General features: G+C 68.7%; 15 protein-coding genes and 1 riboswitch. Of the genes, 5 read left to right on the top strand and 10 right to left on the bottom strand.

What is annotated here, in order from left to right:
* Positions 1 to 846 (top strand): bifunctional hydroxymethylpyrimidine kinase/phosphomethylpyrimidine kinase, encoded by an 846-nt coding sequence (gene thiD / locus ACFVJ3_RS09495; RefSeq protein WP_037240610.1) that lies wholly within the window; start codon positions 1 to 3, stop codon positions 844 to 846.
* Between the two features lie 32 nt (positions 847 to 878).
* On the opposite strand, the gene ACFVJ3_RS09490 is transcribed toward thiD, so the two are convergent.
* From ACFVJ3_RS09490 to thiO, 7 genes are all read right to left on the bottom strand, one after another.
* On the bottom strand, positions 879 to 1,733 hold the full coding sequence (locus ACFVJ3_RS09490; RefSeq protein ID WP_378451827.1) for an adenylate/guanylate cyclase domain-containing protein: 855 nt from the start codon (positions 1,731 to 1,733) through the stop codon (positions 879 to 881).
* A gap of 52 nt (positions 1,734 to 1,785) precedes the next feature.
* Entirely contained in the window at positions 1,786 to 3,240 is a 1,455-nt protein-coding gene (locus ACFVJ3_RS09485; RefSeq protein WP_378451826.1) for a M20/M25/M40 family metallo-hydrolase, read from the bottom strand.
* 145 nt (positions 3,241 to 3,385) lie between these two features.
* Entirely contained in the window at positions 3,386 to 4,180 is a 795-nt protein-coding gene (locus tag ACFVJ3_RS09480) for an ABC transporter permease (protein ID WP_378451825.1), read from the bottom strand.
* Positions 4,180 to 5,121, bottom strand: coding sequence for an ABC transporter ATP-binding protein (locus tag ACFVJ3_RS09475; protein ID WP_378451824.1), 942 nt, complete (start codon positions 5,119 to 5,121; stop codon positions 4,180 to 4,182). The genes ACFVJ3_RS09480 and ACFVJ3_RS09475 overlap by 1 nt, the downstream gene beginning before the upstream one ends.
* Before the next feature lie 112 nt (positions 5,122 to 5,233).
* Positions 5,234 to 6,001 (bottom strand): thiazole synthase, encoded by a 768-nt coding sequence (locus ACFVJ3_RS09470; RefSeq protein WP_378451823.1) that lies wholly within the window; start codon positions 5,999 to 6,001, stop codon positions 5,234 to 5,236.
* A complete protein-coding gene (gene thiS, locus ACFVJ3_RS09465; RefSeq protein ID WP_378451822.1) occupies positions 5,994 to 6,218 on the bottom strand; it encodes a sulfur carrier protein ThiS in 225 nt (74 codons plus the stop codon). Before thiS ends, ACFVJ3_RS09470 begins: the two co-directional genes overlap by 8 nt.
* A 2-nt stretch (positions 6,219 to 6,220) precedes the next feature.
* Positions 6,221 to 7,288, bottom strand: a complete 1,068-nt coding sequence (gene thiO, locus ACFVJ3_RS09460; protein WP_378451821.1) for a glycine oxidase ThiO — start codon at positions 7,286 to 7,288, stop codon at positions 6,221 to 6,223.
* A riboswitch (TPP riboswitch) is annotated at positions 7,285 to 7,399 on the bottom strand. (Overlaps the previous gene by 4 nt.)
* A gap of 24 nt (positions 7,400 to 7,423) precedes the next feature.
* On the opposite strand from thiO, the gene thiE reads away from it, so the two are divergent.
* On the top strand, positions 7,424 to 8,122 hold the full coding sequence (gene thiE, locus ACFVJ3_RS09455) for a thiamine phosphate synthase (RefSeq protein ID WP_378451820.1): 699 nt from the start codon (positions 7,424 to 7,426) through the stop codon (positions 8,120 to 8,122).
* Here thiE and ACFVJ3_RS09450 read toward each other — a convergent pair whose 3' ends face one another.
* Positions 8,123 to 8,881, bottom strand: coding sequence for an NUDIX domain-containing protein (locus ACFVJ3_RS09450; protein ID WP_378451819.1), 759 nt, complete (start codon positions 8,879 to 8,881; stop codon positions 8,123 to 8,125).
* A gap of 124 nt (positions 8,882 to 9,005) precedes the next feature.
* Here ACFVJ3_RS09450 and ACFVJ3_RS09445 point away from each other — a divergent pair, with 124 nt between their 5' ends.
* From ACFVJ3_RS09445 to ACFVJ3_RS09435, 3 genes are read left to right on the top strand one after another with little or no spacing between them, the layout of a single operon-like run.
* Positions 9,006 to 10,388 carry a hypothetical protein gene (locus ACFVJ3_RS09445; protein ID WP_378451818.1) on the top strand — a complete coding sequence of 461 codons (1,383 nt, stop codon included), beginning with the start codon at positions 9,006 to 9,008 and terminating at the stop codon, positions 10,386 to 10,388.
* Positions 10,385 to 11,365 (top strand): glutamate ABC transporter substrate-binding protein, encoded by a 981-nt coding sequence (locus ACFVJ3_RS09440; protein WP_378451817.1) that lies wholly within the window; start codon positions 10,385 to 10,387, stop codon positions 11,363 to 11,365. The genes ACFVJ3_RS09445 and ACFVJ3_RS09440 overlap by 4 nt, the downstream gene beginning before the upstream one ends.
* Positions 11,366 to 11,373: 8 nt before the next feature.
* Positions 11,374 to 13,695 carry a tetratricopeptide repeat protein gene (locus ACFVJ3_RS09435; protein ID WP_378451816.1) on the top strand — a complete coding sequence of 774 codons (2,322 nt, stop codon included), beginning with the start codon at positions 11,374 to 11,376 and terminating at the stop codon, positions 13,693 to 13,695.
* 3 nt (positions 13,696 to 13,698) lie between these two features.
* On the opposite strand, the gene ACFVJ3_RS09430 is transcribed toward ACFVJ3_RS09435, so the two are convergent.
* Together ACFVJ3_RS09430 and pta are read right to left on the bottom strand one after the other, a co-directional pair.
* On the bottom strand, positions 13,699 to 14,892 hold the full coding sequence (locus ACFVJ3_RS09430; protein ID WP_378451815.1) for an acetate kinase: 1,194 nt from the start codon (positions 14,890 to 14,892) through the stop codon (positions 13,699 to 13,701).
* Positions 14,889 to 17,009 carry a phosphate acetyltransferase gene (pta, locus tag ACFVJ3_RS09425; RefSeq protein WP_378451814.1) on the bottom strand — a complete coding sequence of 707 codons (2,121 nt, stop codon included), beginning with the start codon at positions 17,007 to 17,009 and terminating at the stop codon, positions 14,889 to 14,891. Before pta ends, ACFVJ3_RS09430 begins: the two co-directional genes overlap by 4 nt.
* Positions 17,010 to 17,053: the final 44 nt, after the last annotated feature.

Raw genomic sequence — 17,053 nt, 5'->3', positions numbered from 1 at the left:
GTGAAGCTGCTGCCCCTGACCCCCGACGGCCAGACCCCCGTCCGTGTCCTCACCATCGCCGGCACCGATTCCGGCGGTGGCGCCGGGATCCAGGCCGACTCGCGGACGATGGCGCTGTGCGGCGTCCACGCATGCGTCGCGGTCGCCGCGGTGACGGTGCAGAACTCGGTGGGCGTCAGCGGTTTCCACGAGATTCCGCCGGAGACCGTGGCCGCACAGGTGCGGTGCGTCGTCGACGACATCGGGGTCGGGGCAGCGAAGACGGGCATGCTGGCGTCGACGGCCATCATCGAGGCCGTCGCCGCCGTGTGCACCGAGGTCGGGATCGGCCGCGACCAACCGGTCCCGCTGGTCGTCGACCCGGTGTGCGCGTCGATGCACGGAGATCCGCTCCTGCACGCCGAGGCACTGGACGCCGTGCGGAACACGCTGATCCCGATCGCCACCGTGGTCACGCCGAACCTCGACGAGATCCGGTTGATCACCGGCATCGAGGTGGTGGACGACGCGACCGCGCGCCGGGCCGCCGAGGCGCTGCACGCGCTCGGGGCGCAGTGGTCGATCGTGAAGGGCGGGCATCTCCGGACGTCGGCGTCGAGCACCGATCTGCTGTTCGACGGCGACACGTTCCTCGAGTTCAGCAGTCCCCGCATCGACACCGGCAACGACCACGGCGGCGGCGACACCCTCGCGGCCGCCATCGCGAGCGCTCTCGCCCACGGATGGTCCGTGCCCGACGCGGTGGCGTTCGGCAAGGAATGGGTCACCAAGTGCCTGGAGGCGTCGTATGACCTGGGCGCCGGTCACGGCCCCGTCTCCCCCCTGTGGCGACTCCGTCACTCGTGAGTACTTGTTAACGTCCGGCGGTTAACAAGTACTCACGGGCGGCGGAGCCGCAACCGCCAGATACCGAGGTCGGAGGGCACCCCGCTGGGTGCGGGGGCGAAGAAGGCGCGTCGCCACGGTTTGACACCGACACCCAGTTCGTCGAGGGTGCCCGGCTGCAGACTCGACAGCGTGGCGGACGACGCCATCACGTTGCCGTCGCCGCCCAGTTCCATCATGCGCGCCGCGATCGTCACGTCCACGCCGAGCCAGTCGCTGCCGATCTGCCGGGGCACGCCGGTGTGGATGCCGACGCGCATGCGGGGGCGGTAGCCGTCCACCTCCACCTCCGCGAGCGCTTCCTGTGCGGCGAAGACGGCGTCGATCGCGCGATCCGGGCTGGGGAAGACGGCCATCACCCCATCCCCGAGTCGTTTCACCACGTGCCCGCCCCGGTCGACGATGGGGGTCTCGACCGCTCGGGCAACGTCACGCAGCAGGACCAGGGTGGCGCTGTCGCCGGCCGGCAGCGACCAACTCGAGAACCCGACCAGGTCGGTGAACACGATGGTCACCTCGCGCGTTCCCCGACCGCGTCCGGTGCGCTCGAGCAGGGCTTGCCACACCTGCAGCGCGCCGAGGCTCATCTCGCGGGACGCCCCCGGCTGATGGTCGAGGAAGCGATCGGCTACGCGGGCGATGGCCCGTGCGCTCCCCGGTCCCGCTGTCGACAGTGGGTCGCCGAACGCGGGATCACCGGGCAGCGCGCGACGAACCCTCCGCAGCCCTTCGATCAGCTGCGGCTGCCGGTTCACCGATCCCACCCAGCCCAGAACCTTGTCGCCTCGTTTCGGTGTCTGCGCAGCGTCGAGTTCGGCACTGTTCTCTTCGGCCGGGTCGTCGCTCACGAGAGTAAGGGTAACCCAGCGTCACATGCACAAACGCGTGACGAATCGGACATCACTCCGCGGCCCGCGCCTTCTCCCGATCCGCGCCGGTGGGGACACCGTTCGGCCCGGCGAGGGACTCCGCGTACACCCCGACGGCGTACGCGACCGCGGCGGCATTCTTGGCGAGCGCGGCCCGGTTCACGTTCTCGAGGGTGTCGGTCGCGCTGTGGTAGTTCTCGTCGTACACCACACCCGGGGTGCCGCCCCACTTCTGCGCCTGCTCCGGGGTCTTCGTCTCGTCGGCGCCGCTGAACACGCCGCCCGAGGGGATGCCGTGCTCGATGAACGGACCGTAGTCGGATCGGCCGTCGAAGTCCGTGCCGTCCGCGGCGACACCGTTGCCCTGGAGGAACTCGGTGAACGTGCGCTCGATGCCCGCGGAACCCTCGGGTCCGGGCCCCTCGCCGACGTTGTCGGAGTTGTCGCCGTCGTACGCCAGGTAGCCGGCGTTCTCGGAACCGAGCATGTCGAAGTTCAGGTACAGCGCGATGTCGTTCCGCTGGTCCTCGCTGAGGCTGTTCACATAGGCCTCCGAACCGAGCAGACCCAATTCCTCGGCGCCCCAGAACGCGAAGCGCACCGCGTTGTCGACGTCGGGCGAACCGCCGAGTTGCACGGCCGTTTCGAGGGTCGCGGCGACGCCGGTGCCGTTGTCGTTGATGCCGGGACCGTCCGGGACGCTGTCCAGGTGGGCGCCGACCATCACGACGTCCTCGGCCGAACCGGTCTTCGTCTGGGCGATGACGTTGCGAGCAGTGCTCGACTCGGTGGTGGTATCGAGCGTGAGGATGACATCACCCCCGGCCTGCTCGAGTGCGGCACCGTCCGCCTTGCTCACTCCGCCCGTGGGCACCTTTCCCACGTCCGGGTCGCCGAGGGTTCCGCCGCTCATCGGTCCGTCCTCGTTGTTGACGACGATCACGCCCACGGCGCCGCGCTCCGACGCGAACTGCTGCTTGGCCGCGAACGGGCACACCCCGCGGTTGACGAGGACGATCGCCCCGGTCACGTCGAGGCCGTCGTAATCGGTGACCTCGCATCCCGGACTCTCGTCCTTGGGGGCGGGCACCAGGCGGGCGGTGATCCCCTCCGGACCGGTGGACGGTGAATACGACAGTGCACGCACCTCGAAGTCACGGTCGCCGGACCTGAGCGCCTCCGTCCGCACGTCGAACTTGTGGAACTCGAATTCCGGTGTCTCGACGTCGAAGCCCTTGTCTTCCAGCACCTGTGCGACGTAGTCGACGCTGGCGTCGTAGCCGGAAGTGCCGGCCGCGCGGTTGCCGTCGTTGTTCCCGGCGATCGTCTGCAGTTGCTCCAGATGCCCCACCACACCGCCCTCGGTGACCGAAGCCGCGAGAGCGCTCGCATCGACCGGCGGCGAATCGGGTTCGCTCGTCGACGAGCACCCGGCCAAGAACATCGCACCGGCCACTCCGACTGTGAAGGCTCCCCGTAGTCGCATGTCGGGAGCCTAACGCAGAAGCACCTGTGGGCCGGCGCGAATGGATTTCGCACCGGCCCACAGGCTCCCGCCCCACCATCACCCTCAGCCAGGTCTCCCGACGATCACCTGGCGGAGGAGCGGGGCGAAAGTACTGTATCGGGTGTCAGGCGTCGCGCTTGTTGACGACCACCAGGCCGGCCCCGAAGATCACGAAGACGAACACCGCGAAGTACACCAGGCTGCCCCACGGGCCCCAATGAAATTCGACCCCCTGCGGCGCCCCCAGGAAGTTGTTGGCGTTGAGGAACGGCAGGAAGGGCATGATCTTCTCGCCGAACGAGCCGAACAGGTTGAACAGGCTCTCGATCAGCAGCGGCCACAACAGCAGCAGGGCGATCGCGCCCGCCGACTGGCGCAGCAGTGTGCCGATACCGACGGCCAGAACCACGCACAGGAACGCGTAGATCGGGACGCCGTAGATCGACCGCCACGCGTCGTCACCCGACAGTGTGAGCGCCGCTCCCGCCTCGTCACCTGCAGTCGCCTTCGCGATGGCGTACGCGCCGAACGTGAGCACGAACGTCAGCACGGCGCCGAACGCGCCGATCAGGCCGGCCTTCGCGACGAGGACAGACGCCCGGTTCGGGATGGCCTGGAACGTGGTGCGGATGACGCCGAACCGGTATTCGCTGGTCACGGCGAGCGCCGCGAGGATCATCAGGACCAGCACACCGAACCCGGAGACACCGCCGACCGCGTCCGACATCTGCGGCAGGAACGGATCGAAATCCGGTTGCCTACCGTCCGCGATCTGGTTGTTGAAGGAGTTGATGCTGGCCTTCGCGCTCAACCCGATTACCGCGGCGAGACCGAGACCCAGCACGATGATGATGGCGGTGCACCACCACGGCGACCTCGTCGACGTGATCTTGATCCGTTCGGCATTGAGAACAGCCATTACAGTGCACCCCTCATCACATCTTCGACGCCCTCTGCGTGGTACTGCACGTCGTCTCCGGTCAACTTCATGAAGGCGTCCTCCAGCGATCCGCGCTGAGATGCCAACTCGTGCAGGACGATGCCCTGCGAACCAGCGATCCCGCCGACGACGTCCGTCGACGAATCCACCACGACGAGCGCCTGCTGCCCGTCGGATCCGTCCTCGCGCACGGTGAGTCCGTTGGACGTGAGCGCGCTACGCAGCGCGTCCAGCTGTGGGCTCCGCACGCGTACCGTCGATTCCGAGGACTTGCTGACGAACTCGGACACGGTGGTGTCGGCGATCAGACGCCCCCGGCCGATGACCACCAGATGTTCTGCGGTGAGCGCCATCTCGGACAGCAGGTGGCTCGACACCAGCACGGTGCGCCCCTCCGTCGCGAGGCGCTGCATGAACTTGCGGATCCAGACGATGCCCTCCGGGTCGAGCCCGTTCACCGGCTCGTCGAACAGCAGCACCTTCGGGTCGCCGAGGAGCGTGGCGGCCAGGCCCAGTCGCTGGGACATGCCGAGCGAGAACCCGCCGGCCTTCTTCCCGGCCACCTCGGTGAGCCCGACGAGGTGCAGCACCTCGTCGACCCGGCTCTTCGGCAGCGAGTTGGACGCCGCCATCCACTGCAGATGGGCGCGGGCCGAGCGATTGGGGTGCACCCACTTCGCGTCGAGCAGAGCCCCCACCGTCCGCAGCGGCTGCACCAGGTCGCTGTACGGTTTGCCGTCGATCAACGCGCTGCCCGCCGTGGGGCGGTCCAGCCCGAGGATCATCCGCATCGTCGTCGATTTGCCTGCACCGTTCGGGCCGAGGAAGCCGGTGACCATACCCGGCTTCACGTTGAACGTCAGGTTGTCCACCGCCTTCGTCGCACCGAAGGTCTTCGAAAGTCCCCTCACTTCAATCATGTGAGAAGGATGCCGGAACCTGCGGCCGGCGCGCATCGGCCGCAGGTCTACTCCCGACTCGTCCCCTGGTACCGGTCGGACCCTGAGCGGGACCCCGACGCGACCCCGAGGACTACGACGACGCCTGCGCCCAGAACCGTTTGGGAATGCGGCCTGCGTGACGTGCCTCGTACCCCGCCACCACGGCCCCGCGCATCGCCGACGCCATGAGCGCCGGGTCCTTCGCCCTGGTCACAGCCGTGGCCAGCAGCACGGCGTCGCAGCCGAGTTCCATCGCGAGGGTCGCGTCGCTGGCGGTCCCGATGCCGGCGTCGAGGATGACGGGGACCCCCGCGCCCTCCACGATCATCTCGATGTTGTGCGGGTTCGCGATACCGAGCCCGGTGCCGATCGGCGAACCCAGCGGCATCACGGCCACGCAGCCGACGTCCTCGAGCCTGCGGGCCAGTACCGGGTCGTCGGTGGTGTACGGCAGGACGACGAATCCGTCGTCGACCAGTTGCTCTGCAGCGCTGACCAACTCGATGGCGTCGGGCAGCAGGGTGCGTTCGTCGGCGATGACCTCGAGTTTCACCCAGTCGGTCTCGAGCGCCTCACGGGCGAGTTGCGCCGTCAGCACCGCCTCGGCAGCACCGCGACACCCGGCGGTGTTGGGCAGCGGCGCGATGTCGAGCCGGCGCAGCAGGTCCAGCACCCCGGTGCCGCCGGCGGCGTCGACGCGACGCATCGCGACCGTGGTCAGCTCGGTGCCGGACGCGACGAGCGCCTCTTCGAGCACCGTGAGGTTGGCGGCGCCGCCGGTACCCATGATCAACCGTGAACCGAACGTGCGGCCCGCGATCGTGAGGCCCTTCTGCACGCCGGACGTCGCGTCAGCCACCCTGCACCGCCGTGAGGATCTCGATCTCCCAGCCCCGGACCACGAGTTCGTCCCACTGGGCGCGCGGGAACACGGCGCCGTTCACCGCCACCGCGATGCCCTTGGTGGGCAGGTTCAGCACCTCCAGCAGCCCGGTGACGGTCAACGGTTCCGTGAACTCGTGGTCCTCGCCGTTGACGCTGATGCCGATCGGCACCACTACTTGCTGCTCACTCATCTCTACCTCGCTACTTTCTCGAAACGTTCGGGGTCGGCGGCTTTCGCCTCTACCAGTGCCGAGCCCTCCAACAATGCCACCGTCGCGTCGGCGGTCACCGGGGTGAGCAGGATGCCGTTACGGCCGTGTCCCGTCGCCACCACGACCCGATCGGACACCCGGCCGATCAGCGGCAGGTTGTCCGGCGTCATCGGACGCAGACCCGCCGAGGTCTCACGCAGTTCGTACTCGCCGATGGCGGGCATCAGCGCCTCGGCGTCCGCGATCAGGTCCCGGACACCGGCCACCGTGACCTGCGTGTCGTTGCCCGACTCGGACTGGGTGGCGCCGACGACGATGCCGTCGGCACGCGGCACCAGGTAGGCGGGCCTTCCGTGCACGCTGCCGCGGATGGTGCGGCCCGGCGCGGGGGTCACCCCGGGACGCGAGCGCAACCGCAGGATCTCGCCCTTCACCGGGCGAACCGGAAGCCCCGGCCACAGGGCCGGTGACGCGATGCCCGCGGTGACGACGATCTGGTCCGTGTCGAGCCGGTCGAGGCTGCGCACGGCCTCCCCGATCAGCTCCACTCCGGCGTCGACGGCGCACCGCTGCAACGCCTGCAACAGCAGCCTGTTGTCCACGGCCAGCTCGTCGACGGCCAAGAGTCCCAACCGGACTCCGCGACCCAGCATCGGCTCGAGGGCCCGGACTTCGGCACGGTTGAGAATCTGCAGTTCCCGCCCCTGCGCACCCACCCATTCGGCGATGGTCCGCAGGTCCTCCGCGTCGGCGCCGTCCAGCGCGACGGTGAGCGAACTCTCCGACGTGAACAGCTCGACGCCGGCTCCGGCCTCGAGTTCCTTCCCGAATTCGGGCCACCGGTCGAGCGACGCGCTCCCCAGTTCGAGGACGCTCTCCTCACCGGGCCAGCCCTCGGACAACGGGGCGAGCATGCCGCCCGCCACCCAGGACGCTCCCGAACCGATCGACGGGTCGTACAGCCGTACCGACCAGCCGTTGCGGGCTGCTCGCCACGCAACGGACAGGCCGATCACTCCGCCTCCGACGACGGATACCGATCTCGCCATTGAACTCCACCTCACTTCCTGCGCCGGCATGATCCGGGTCAGGTATGACGGTCGGGCTCGGCGTGAGCCCCTCTCAGCCCCACGTTCCCCGGGACTCCCGTGTTGCACTTTCACCGTAGAGGCTACCGTCATGCCGTGACCACCTCGCATCACAGCAACCTCACGGACCGTCGGCGTCGCCTCGGAACAGCACGTTTGTACCTGTGCACCGATGCTCGGCGCGACAAGGGCGACCTGGCGCAGTTCGCCGAGGCCGCGCTGTCCGGCGGCGTCGACATCATCCAGCTCCGCGACAAGGGCTCGGCCGGAGAGAAGAAGTTCGGCACGATGGACGCCCGGGACGAACTGGCGGCGCTGTCGGTGCTCGCGGCCGCGGCCAGGCGGCACGGAGCGCTGCTCGCGGTCAACGACCGCGCCGACATGGCGCTGGCGGCTGGGGCCGACGTGCTGCACCTCGGCCAGGGTGACCTGCCCGTCCCGTACGCACGGACCGTGGTGGGCTCCGACGTCCTGATCGGCCGCTCCACCCACAGTCGCGCTCAGGCCAGCCTCGCGGCGATCGAGGACGGCGTCGACTACTTCTGCACCGGACCGGTGTGGGCCACCCCCACCAAGCCCGGGCGGACCGCGTCGGGCATCGATCTGGTGCGATCGACCGCCGACTCCGAGCCGAACCGCCCGTGGTTCGCGATCGGCGGCATCGACGAGTCCCGCGTTCCGGAGATTCTCGCCGCGGGGGCCTCCCGCATAGTCGTCGTGCGAGCGATCACCGAGGCCCGCGACCCGCAGGCCGCCGCGCGCTCGCTGTCTGCCCTGTTGCAGCAGAACGCATAGTTACGGCTGGTCCAGCCAGTCCAGCACCGTGGCAGGCGGCAGGACCACGACGGTGGCCGGCAACTGTTCGATCAGGTCGGGGTCGGTGGTGACGACTGCCGTCAGCGTTCCCAGCGTGGTGCCGTGGCCGGCCGGCTCGGCGAGGCGACCGACCGCGTCCAGGGTCTCGAGCACCTCGACGCGCGGCAGCCACCCGTAGGTGCCGTCGGGCAGGTGAACCGTGCGGGGTAGGGCCTTCGACAACTGCGCAAGCGCGCCGCGTTCGCCCAGCACGTCGTGCCTGTCGAGCAGCAATCGCACCTCGGTGGTGCGCAGTTGCGGCCACCCTGCTTCGAATCCGGGGTGCAGCGGCAGCCCGGCGACGTCGGTTTCCCGCACCCAGCGCAGTTCGGTGCTCTCGCCGTTCGCGACGGTGGGCAGCGGGCGCTCGGCGTCGGCGATCACCGTGGTGTAACTCCAGCCGCTCGCGGCCTTCATCGTGACGACCTCGGTGCGGACGCGGATGGCCGCGCTCTCGATGCCGGCTTCCTCGTGCGCCTCGCGTACCGCGGCGTGGGTGGTGGTCTCGTGGCTGTCCCGGGCACCGCCGGGCAGCGCCCACGTACCGCCCTGGTGACTCCAGGCCGCACGGTGCTGTAGCAGCACGGCCGGCGTCTCGTCCGGGAGCGGCGCACGCAGCAACAATCCCGCCGCACCGTGCTTGCCCCAATGACGACTGCCGTCCGGCCCGGTTGCCCAGCCGTCACCGTCACCACGCATCGACTACCCCTGTCCGACCTGATGGGTCTCCCTACAGTTCCCTCACACTAACGGTTTCTTCCGGAACTGCCCGTCGGCAGTCGTGAACCGACCGCTGCTTATATGCTCCCCCCAAGGTGCGGCCATGACACGGGAGGGGTGCGAGGTGGTTCTGCGTGAGGCACCGTCGATCGAACCCCAGGGCAGCCGCGCATTGTCTGCCGCCGCGGACGACGACGTCGACCCCGCGGTGGCACGCCGCAAGGAACTGCGCGCGTTCCTGGTGTCGACTCCCGCCAAGCTCACCGCCCTCGGCGCCCTCCTGGTTCTGCTCACCCTCACCGCCGGATTCGTGGCCGCCTCGACGGTGAACGGCAGGGAGGCCACCCTCGACAGTGTCCTCGCGGAGACTGAACCGCTGTCGTTCTCGGCGCAGAACCTCTACAGCGCCCTGTCCGTGGCGGACGCCGCGGCCACGACCGCGTTCATCTCCGGCGGTCTCGAACCTCCCGAACTCCGGGACAAGTACGCGCAGGCGATCGGCACGGCCTCCGCCGACCTCGTGTACGCGTCGGGCGGACTCGCGGCGAGCGACGTGGACAGCCGCCGCCTGCTCGCCTCCATCTCCACCGACCTCAGCGTCTACTCCGGTCTCGTCGAGACCGCGCGGGCCAACAATCGCACCGGTCATCCCGTCGGCGCGGCCTACCTCAGCGAGGCGTCCGCACTGATGCAGACGAGCATGCTGCCGATGGCGCAGCAGTTGCACGCCCAGCAGGAAGCCGACGTCGCGGACACGCAACGGGACTACTCTCGTCCGCCCTGGCTGGCGCTGACCCTGATCCTCGTCGCACTCGTCGCGCTGCTCGTCGCCCAGATCGTCATCGCGAGGCTCAGTCGCCGCACGTTCAATCTCGGGCTGATCGTGGCGTCGACGTGCACGGCGATCCTCCTGGCGTGGATGCTCGTCGCCGGGCTGGTCTCCTCCCTCGACACGAAGCGGGCACTGACCGAGGGCGCCCGCCCGATGCACGAGTTGACCGCCGCCCGCATCCTGGCCCAGCAGGCACGCACCGAGGAGACGCTCAAACTGGTCCGCCGCGACTCGAACGGTGACTACGACGCCGTCTTCGAGGACAAGTCCGGTCAGCTCGACACCCTGCTGTCGAGTTACCCCCGCGACGGCGACCGCGCGGTCGGCCACGCCGAGGTGGCGCGGGCGCAGGAGGCGTGGACGCGCTGGTCCTCGGCACACGACCGCATGAACGAGATCCTCGCCAAGGGCGACTTCGTCTCGGCGGCAATGGTCGCCATCGGACCGGGACCCTCGGATTCCGCGGCTCAGTTCACCGCCGTCGACGACGCGCTCACCGACGGAATCGGGACCGCCCGCGACCGTCTGCGGGCGAACGTCGAATCCGCGGCCCGCGTGCTGACCGCGCTCGGTTCCGGTGCCCTCGTCCTGACGCTGATAGCGTTCGGCGGAATTATCATCGGGTTGTGGCCTCGGTTGAGGGAATATCAGTGAGGGGGCGCCGGATCGCGCTGGTGCTCGTGGCGGCCACGTTGCTGATCGGCGGGTGCGCCGAGTCGAGTCCGGAGCACGTCGGATCGCCGAGCGTGTCGTACACCGAGCCCCCGCTTCCCGCGGCCGCGACGCCGGCGCCCGAGACCAGTGCGGCGCCGCCGACTCCGGAGAGGGACTGCGGCGATCCCACCGCGAGCCTGCGTCCATTCCCCGACACCGACGCCGCAGCGCAGATGCCGACGGTCGACGCCATCCGCGCACGGGGGCGTCTCGTCGTCGGCCTCGACACGGGCAGCAACCTGATGAGTTTCCGCGACCCGGCGACCGGTGCCATCCAGGGCTTCGACGTCGACATTGCCCGGGAGATCGCACGGGACCTGTTCGGCGATCCGGACCGGCTCGAGTACCGCATCCTCACGTCGGCGAATCGTGAGAAGGCACTGCAGGAGTCGATGGTCGACATCGTGGCCAAGACGATGACCATCACCTGCGACCGGAAGGATAGGGTGGCGTTCTCCTCCGAGTACTTCGAGGCGCAGCAGCGGGTCCTCGTCGTGAAGGGCTCCCCGATCCGCAGCGCCGCCGACCTGGACGGGAAGCGGGTCTGCGTCGTCCGCGGCACGACGTCGCTGACACGGCTGCAGCAGGTGGCGCCCACCGCGGACATCCTGACGGTCCCCATGTGGTCGGATTGCCTGGTGGTCCTGCAACAACGGCAGGTCGACGCGGTGAGCACCGACGACACGATCCTCGCCGGTCTGGCGTCCCAGGATCCGTACCTCGAGATCGTCGGAGACAGCATGGGCGCCGAGCCGTACGGCGTCGGCATCACCAAGTCGAACGAGGACCTGGTGCGGTTCGTCAACGGCACGCTCGAACGCATCCGCAACGACGGTACCTGGACCAGGATGTACGACCAGTGGCTGTCGATGCTGGGGCCGTCCCCCGCCCCGCCGTCCGCCGCGTACCAGGATTGAGGGGACGCATGCCGCAACACTCGAAGAATCCGGAGTCCACCGACCCGGACATCGCCACCCAGGCCGCCGTCCGGGAACCCGAAGAGGACGCCACCCAGGCCGCGGTCCGGGAAGAACCGGACGAGGGTCCAGCCACCCAGGCCGCGCCGACGTCCCGGCCGTCCGGCGCGTCCGGCACCGGCCGCTCGACGCGCTCACCGCGCACCCGGTCCGGGCAGCGCCTGCGTCTCGGCGGCGGTCTCGTCGAGGTTCCCGTCGTGAAGACACTCGACCCGGCGTCCGCCGTGACGACCGACCCGAAAGTACCCGAGAGCAAGCGCTTCTGCTGGAAATGCAACAAGCCGGTCGGCCGCACCAGTGCCACGTCGGGGGGTTCCGAGTTCGGTCTGTGCCCCTCGTGCGGAGCCACGTACGACTTCCGGCCGCTCCTCGGCCCGAACGAGTTGATCGGCGGCCAGTACGAGGTGCAGGGCTGCATCGCGCACGGCGGCCTCGGCTGGATCTATCTGGCCATCGATCGCAATGTCAGCGACCGCTGGGTGGTCCTCAAGGGCCTGTTGCACTTCGGCGACGCCGAGGCTCAGGCCGTGGCGGTGGCCGAACGCCAGTTCCTCGCCGAGGTGGCCCACCCGAGCATCGTGAAGATCTTCAACTTCGTGGAACATCCCCGGTCGGACGGGACCCCGATGGGCTACATCGTCATGGAGTACGTGGGCGGTCATTCGCTGCGGGACGTCCTGTCGACACACACGAAGCCCGAGCGCATGCCGGTCGAGCAGGCCATCGCCTACGTACTCGAAATCCTTCCCGCACTGGCGTATCTGCACTCCACCGGCCTGGTGTACAACGACCTCAAACCCGACAACGTGATGGTCACCGAGGATGCCCTCAAATTGATCGACCTCGGGGCCGTCGCGGGCATCGAGGACTACGGTTACCTGTACGGCACTCCCGGGTATCAGGCGCCGGAGATCGTCAAGACCGGCCCGACCGTGGCGTCCGACATCTACACGGTGGGGCGCACACTCGCCGTGCTGACGCTCGACATGCCGTCCGACAAGGGCCGGTATCTCGACGGGATCCCGTCCCCCGAGCAGGCGCCGCTCCTCGCGGAATACGAGTTCTTCCATCGACTCCTGTTGCGCGCCACCGACCCCGATCCGAACCGGCGTTTCGCGTCGGCCGAGGAAATGGCGGGTCAGCTCACGGCGGTACTGCGGGAGGCCCTCGCGCAGCAGACCGGCGAGGAGCATCCCGGACTGTCGACCGTGTTCAGCAAGCAGAGAACGACTTTCGGCACGGACGGGGCTGTCGAGCAGACCGATGTGTACGTCGACGGCGTCGAACGGGACGAGAATCTCGATCCGCAGTCCGTGGCGCAGGCGTTGGCGGTGCCCCTGATCGACCCGACCGATCCCAACGCCCCACTCCTGGCCGCCGCGGTGCACAGCGAACCGCAGCAGACGCTGGATTCCATTCGGCACGCGCGCGAGAACGGTATCGAACGGGTCGTCGGCGACCTGGACACGTCGTTCTCCCGGGAACTCACGCTCGCCGAGATCAAGGCGCACCTCGATCTCGGTGACGCCGCCACCGCCACCGCACTCCTCCACGACGTCGAGGGAGACATGGGCGGGAACTGGCGCGTCGACTGGTACGCCGGACTCGCGACGCTCATCGACGGCGACTACGAGACGGCGTTCTCCCGTTTCGAATCCGTGCTGCAGGCGATGCCCGGGGAGACGGCTCCCAAACTTGCGCTGGCCGCCACCGCCGAACTGATTCTGCAGCACTGGGAGAGTTCCGATCCCCACCAGTGGCGGACGTTCGCCGAGAAGTACTACCGGACGGTGTGGCGCACCGACCACAGCATGGTGAGTGCGGCATTCGGGCTGGCGCGGCAACTCACCGACCGCGGAGATCTGCCCGGTGCCATCGCCGCCCTCGATCAGGTTCCCGCGACCTCCCGGCACTTCACGATGGCCCGGATGACGAGTGTGCTGATGCTGTTGTCCGGCAAGCCGATCGAGGAGATCGACGAAGCAGCCCTCCGGGAGGCTGCACTCCGTGTCGCCGCGCTCGCACCCGAGGAGAGCCGGGCACTGCAGATGCGCACGCTCGTACTGGGCACCGCACTGGACTGGATGCGTGCCGGTCACACGTCGGCGACGGAACGCGAGCAGATCCTCGGTGTGCCGTTCACCGAACGGGGCCTACGCAAGGGCGCCGAGGCCGGCCTGAGGGCGCTGGCCCGCAATGCCCCCGAGCGCACTCACCGGTACACCCTGGTGGATCTGGCCAACGCCATCCGGCCCAAGAGCCTGCTGTAACGCTCAGGCCCCGATCAGGTCCGCCGCCGCGCGGGCGATCGCGAACTCCTCGTTGGTGGGCACGACCAGCACCTCCACGTCGGACTCGTCCGCCGAGATACGTCGTGCGTCCCGGGAATCCGCGCGGTTGCGGTCGTCGTCGACGACGATGCCGAGGCGCCCCAGCCCGGCCAGGCTGTCGCGGCGCACGTCGACGTTGTTCTCGCCGACTCCCCCGGTGAACGTGATGACGTCGACGCCGCCCAGTTCCACCAGGTAGGCGCCGATGTACTTGCGGAGTCGGTGCACGTACACGTCGTACGCCAGCGCCGCAGCCTCGTCGCCCTCACCGACCAGTTTCAGGAGCGCCCGGAAGTCGTTGACCCCCGACAGCCCCTTGAGGCCGGAGTGCCGGTTCAGGAGGTCGTCGATCTGATCGATACCCATCCCGCTGCGGTGCAGGTGCATGATGACTCCGGGGTCGACGTCCCCGGACCGCGTGCCCATGACGAGTCCCTCGAGCGGGGTCAAACCCATGCTCGTATCGACGGCCCGTCCCCCGCGGATGGCGGAGGCCGATGCACCGTTCCCCAAGTGCAGCACGATCTGGTTCAGCTCCGACAGGTCCCGGCCGAGGAACTCGGCCGCCCGCGCCGACACGTACTGGTGCGAAGTGCCGTGGAAGCCGTACCGCCGGATGGCGTGCTCCTCCGCGACCGTCCGGTCGATCGCATACGTCGACGCCTCCGCGGGCAGGGTGTGGAAGAACGCGGTGTCGAACACCGCGACGTGCGGGATGTCCGGCAGCTCCTCGCGCGCCACCTCGATCCCGATCACGTTCGCCGGATTGTGCAGCGGCGCAAGGGTCGAGAGGTCCGAGATGGACTGCACCACCGCGTCGTCGATGATCGTGGGTTCGAAGAACACGTCGCCGCCGTGGACGATGCGATGGCCGACCGCGACGATTCCCGCCTCCCTCAACGGTCGGCCCACCTCGGCGACGATGTCCGACACCATCTTCAGCCCGGCCCGGTGGTCGGCGATGTGAACGTGGCGCTCCGCCAATCCGGTGCGATGGTGATAGACGATGCGCCCCTCGGGTTCCCCGATCCTCTCGATGAGACCGGATGCCGAGGACTCACCGGTCTCCGGGTGGATCAGCTGGAACTTGATCGACGACGAACCGGAATTGAGTACCAGTACGGACCCCTCGCTCACTGCTCTGCTCCCTGCGCCTGGATCGCGGTGATGGCCACGGTGTTCACGATGTCCTCGACCAGCGCCCCCCGCGAGAGGTCGTTGACGGGTTTGTCGAGGCCCTGCAACACCGGCCCGACGGCGATGGCGCCGGCACTGCGCTGCACGGCCTTGTACGTGTTGTTCCCGGTGTTGAGGTCGGGGAAGATGAAGACGGTCGCCTTGCCGGCCACCTCCGAATCGGGCATCTTCTTGTCGGCCACACTCTGCTCGATGGCGGCGTCGTACTGAATGGGGCCTTCCACCAACAGGTCCGGGCGACGTTCCCGGACGAGTTTCGTCCCAGAGCGCACCTTGTCGACGTCCGCGCCACTGCCGGAGTCGCCGGTCGAGTACGACAGCATCGCGATGCGCGGATCGATGCCGAACTGCGCTGCCGTCTGCGCCGACGAGATCGCGATGTCGGCCAGCTGTTCGGCCGTCGGGTCGGGCACCACCGCGCAGTCCCCGTACGCGAGCACCCGATCGGACAGGCACATCAGGAACACACTCGACACCGTCGACACCCCCGGTTGCGTCTTGATGATCTCGAACGACGGCCGGATAGTGTGCGCCGTGGTGTGCGCGGCACCGGAGACCATACCGTCCGCGATTCCCAAGTGCACCATCATGGTTCCGAAGTACGAGATGTCGGCCATCACCTCGCGGGCCCGCTCCACGGTCATGCCCTTGTGGGCGCGGAGCCGCGCGTACTCCTCGGCGAACGGACCGGCGTGCTCGGACGTCCGGGGGTCGAGTACCTGCGCGTCACCGAGGTCGACGCCGAGCTCCGCGGCGCGGCGACGCACCTGCACCTCGTCGCCGAGAATGGTCAGCTCCGCCACCTGACGTTGCAACAATCTCCCCGCCGCCCGGAGGATGCGGTCGTCGTCGCCCTCCGGGAGCACGATGTGCTTGCGGTCGCGGCGGGCGCGGTCGACCAGCTGATATTCGAACATCTGCGGAGTCACCACCGAGGGGATCGGCAGCTTCAACCGCTCCAGCAGGGTGGGTGCGTCCACCCGGAGTTCCATCACACTCAGGGCGGTGTCGATCTTGCGCTGCGAACCGACCGCCACCCGGCCACGGGTCTGAGCGGCCGCGCTGGCCGTGTCGAACGTGCCCAGTTCGGTGGTGAGGATCGGCAACCGCGGCTTGAGGCCGGCCATCAGCTTCGCGATCGCCGGGTGCGGCATCAGCCCACCGTTCATGATGATGCCCGCCAGCGACGGGAATCCTTCGGCCTCATGCGCATTCACCATGGCCAGCAGCACGTCGGAACGGTCGGCCGGGGCGATGACCACCGTGCCCTCCGTCAACCGTTCGAGAATGTGCTCGGCCGTCATTCCGCCCACCATCACCCGCAGCGCCTCGCGATGGAGAAGCTCGGGGTCGCCACTGAACAGGCTGCCGTCGATCGACTCGAGGAGTTCGGCCATGGTCGGTGCGACCAGCAGCGGGATTTCGGGCAGGCTCCACGCGGGCACACCGGTGGACGCCAACGCGTCGGTGACCGCATCGAGCTGGTCGGGGTCACACCGATTGGCGACCACGGCCAGCAGGTGCGCGTGGTGGGCGGTCAGTTCACCGATGGCGAGCTGGGCGAGTTGGGCGATCTCCTCGGGGGTGCGCCGGGCTCCCTTCACTGCGAGCAGCACCGGTGCGCCGAGGTTCACCGCGATCCTGGCGTTGTAGCCGAGCTCGCTCGGGCTGGCCACGTCGGTGTAGTCGCTGCCGATCACGACGACGGCATCGCACTGCGCCGCCACCTGGTGATACCGGGAGACGATCTCGCTGAGCGCGCCGTCGGGATCGGCGTGGACCTGCTCGTACGTGACCCCCAGGGACTCCTCGTACCCGATGTCGGCGGTCGTGTGCTCGAGGAGCAATTCGAGGATGTAGTCGGTTTCCTGCGTCGATCGGGCGATGGGACGGAAGACGCCCACCCTCGCCGCGGACGCACACAGCATCTGCAGGACACCCAGCGCGATGGTGGACTTGCCGGTGTCCCCCTCCGGTGAGGCGATGTAGACGCTCGACGGCTGGGGACGTGCGTGCGGATTCACGGGTGAGGGTGTCACTGGCGCAGCCATGGCCATAGCGTATCCGGCCACCGACTCTGGGCGATTGACACCGCACCCGC

It is taken from the genome of Rhodococcus sp. NPDC127593 (genome assembly GCF_042671975.1).
In the GTDB taxonomy this organism is placed as follows: Bacteria; Actinomycetota; Actinomycetes; order Mycobacteriales; family Mycobacteriaceae; genus Rhodococcus_F.
This window is presented reverse-complemented; position numbering and strand designations above follow the sequence as displayed.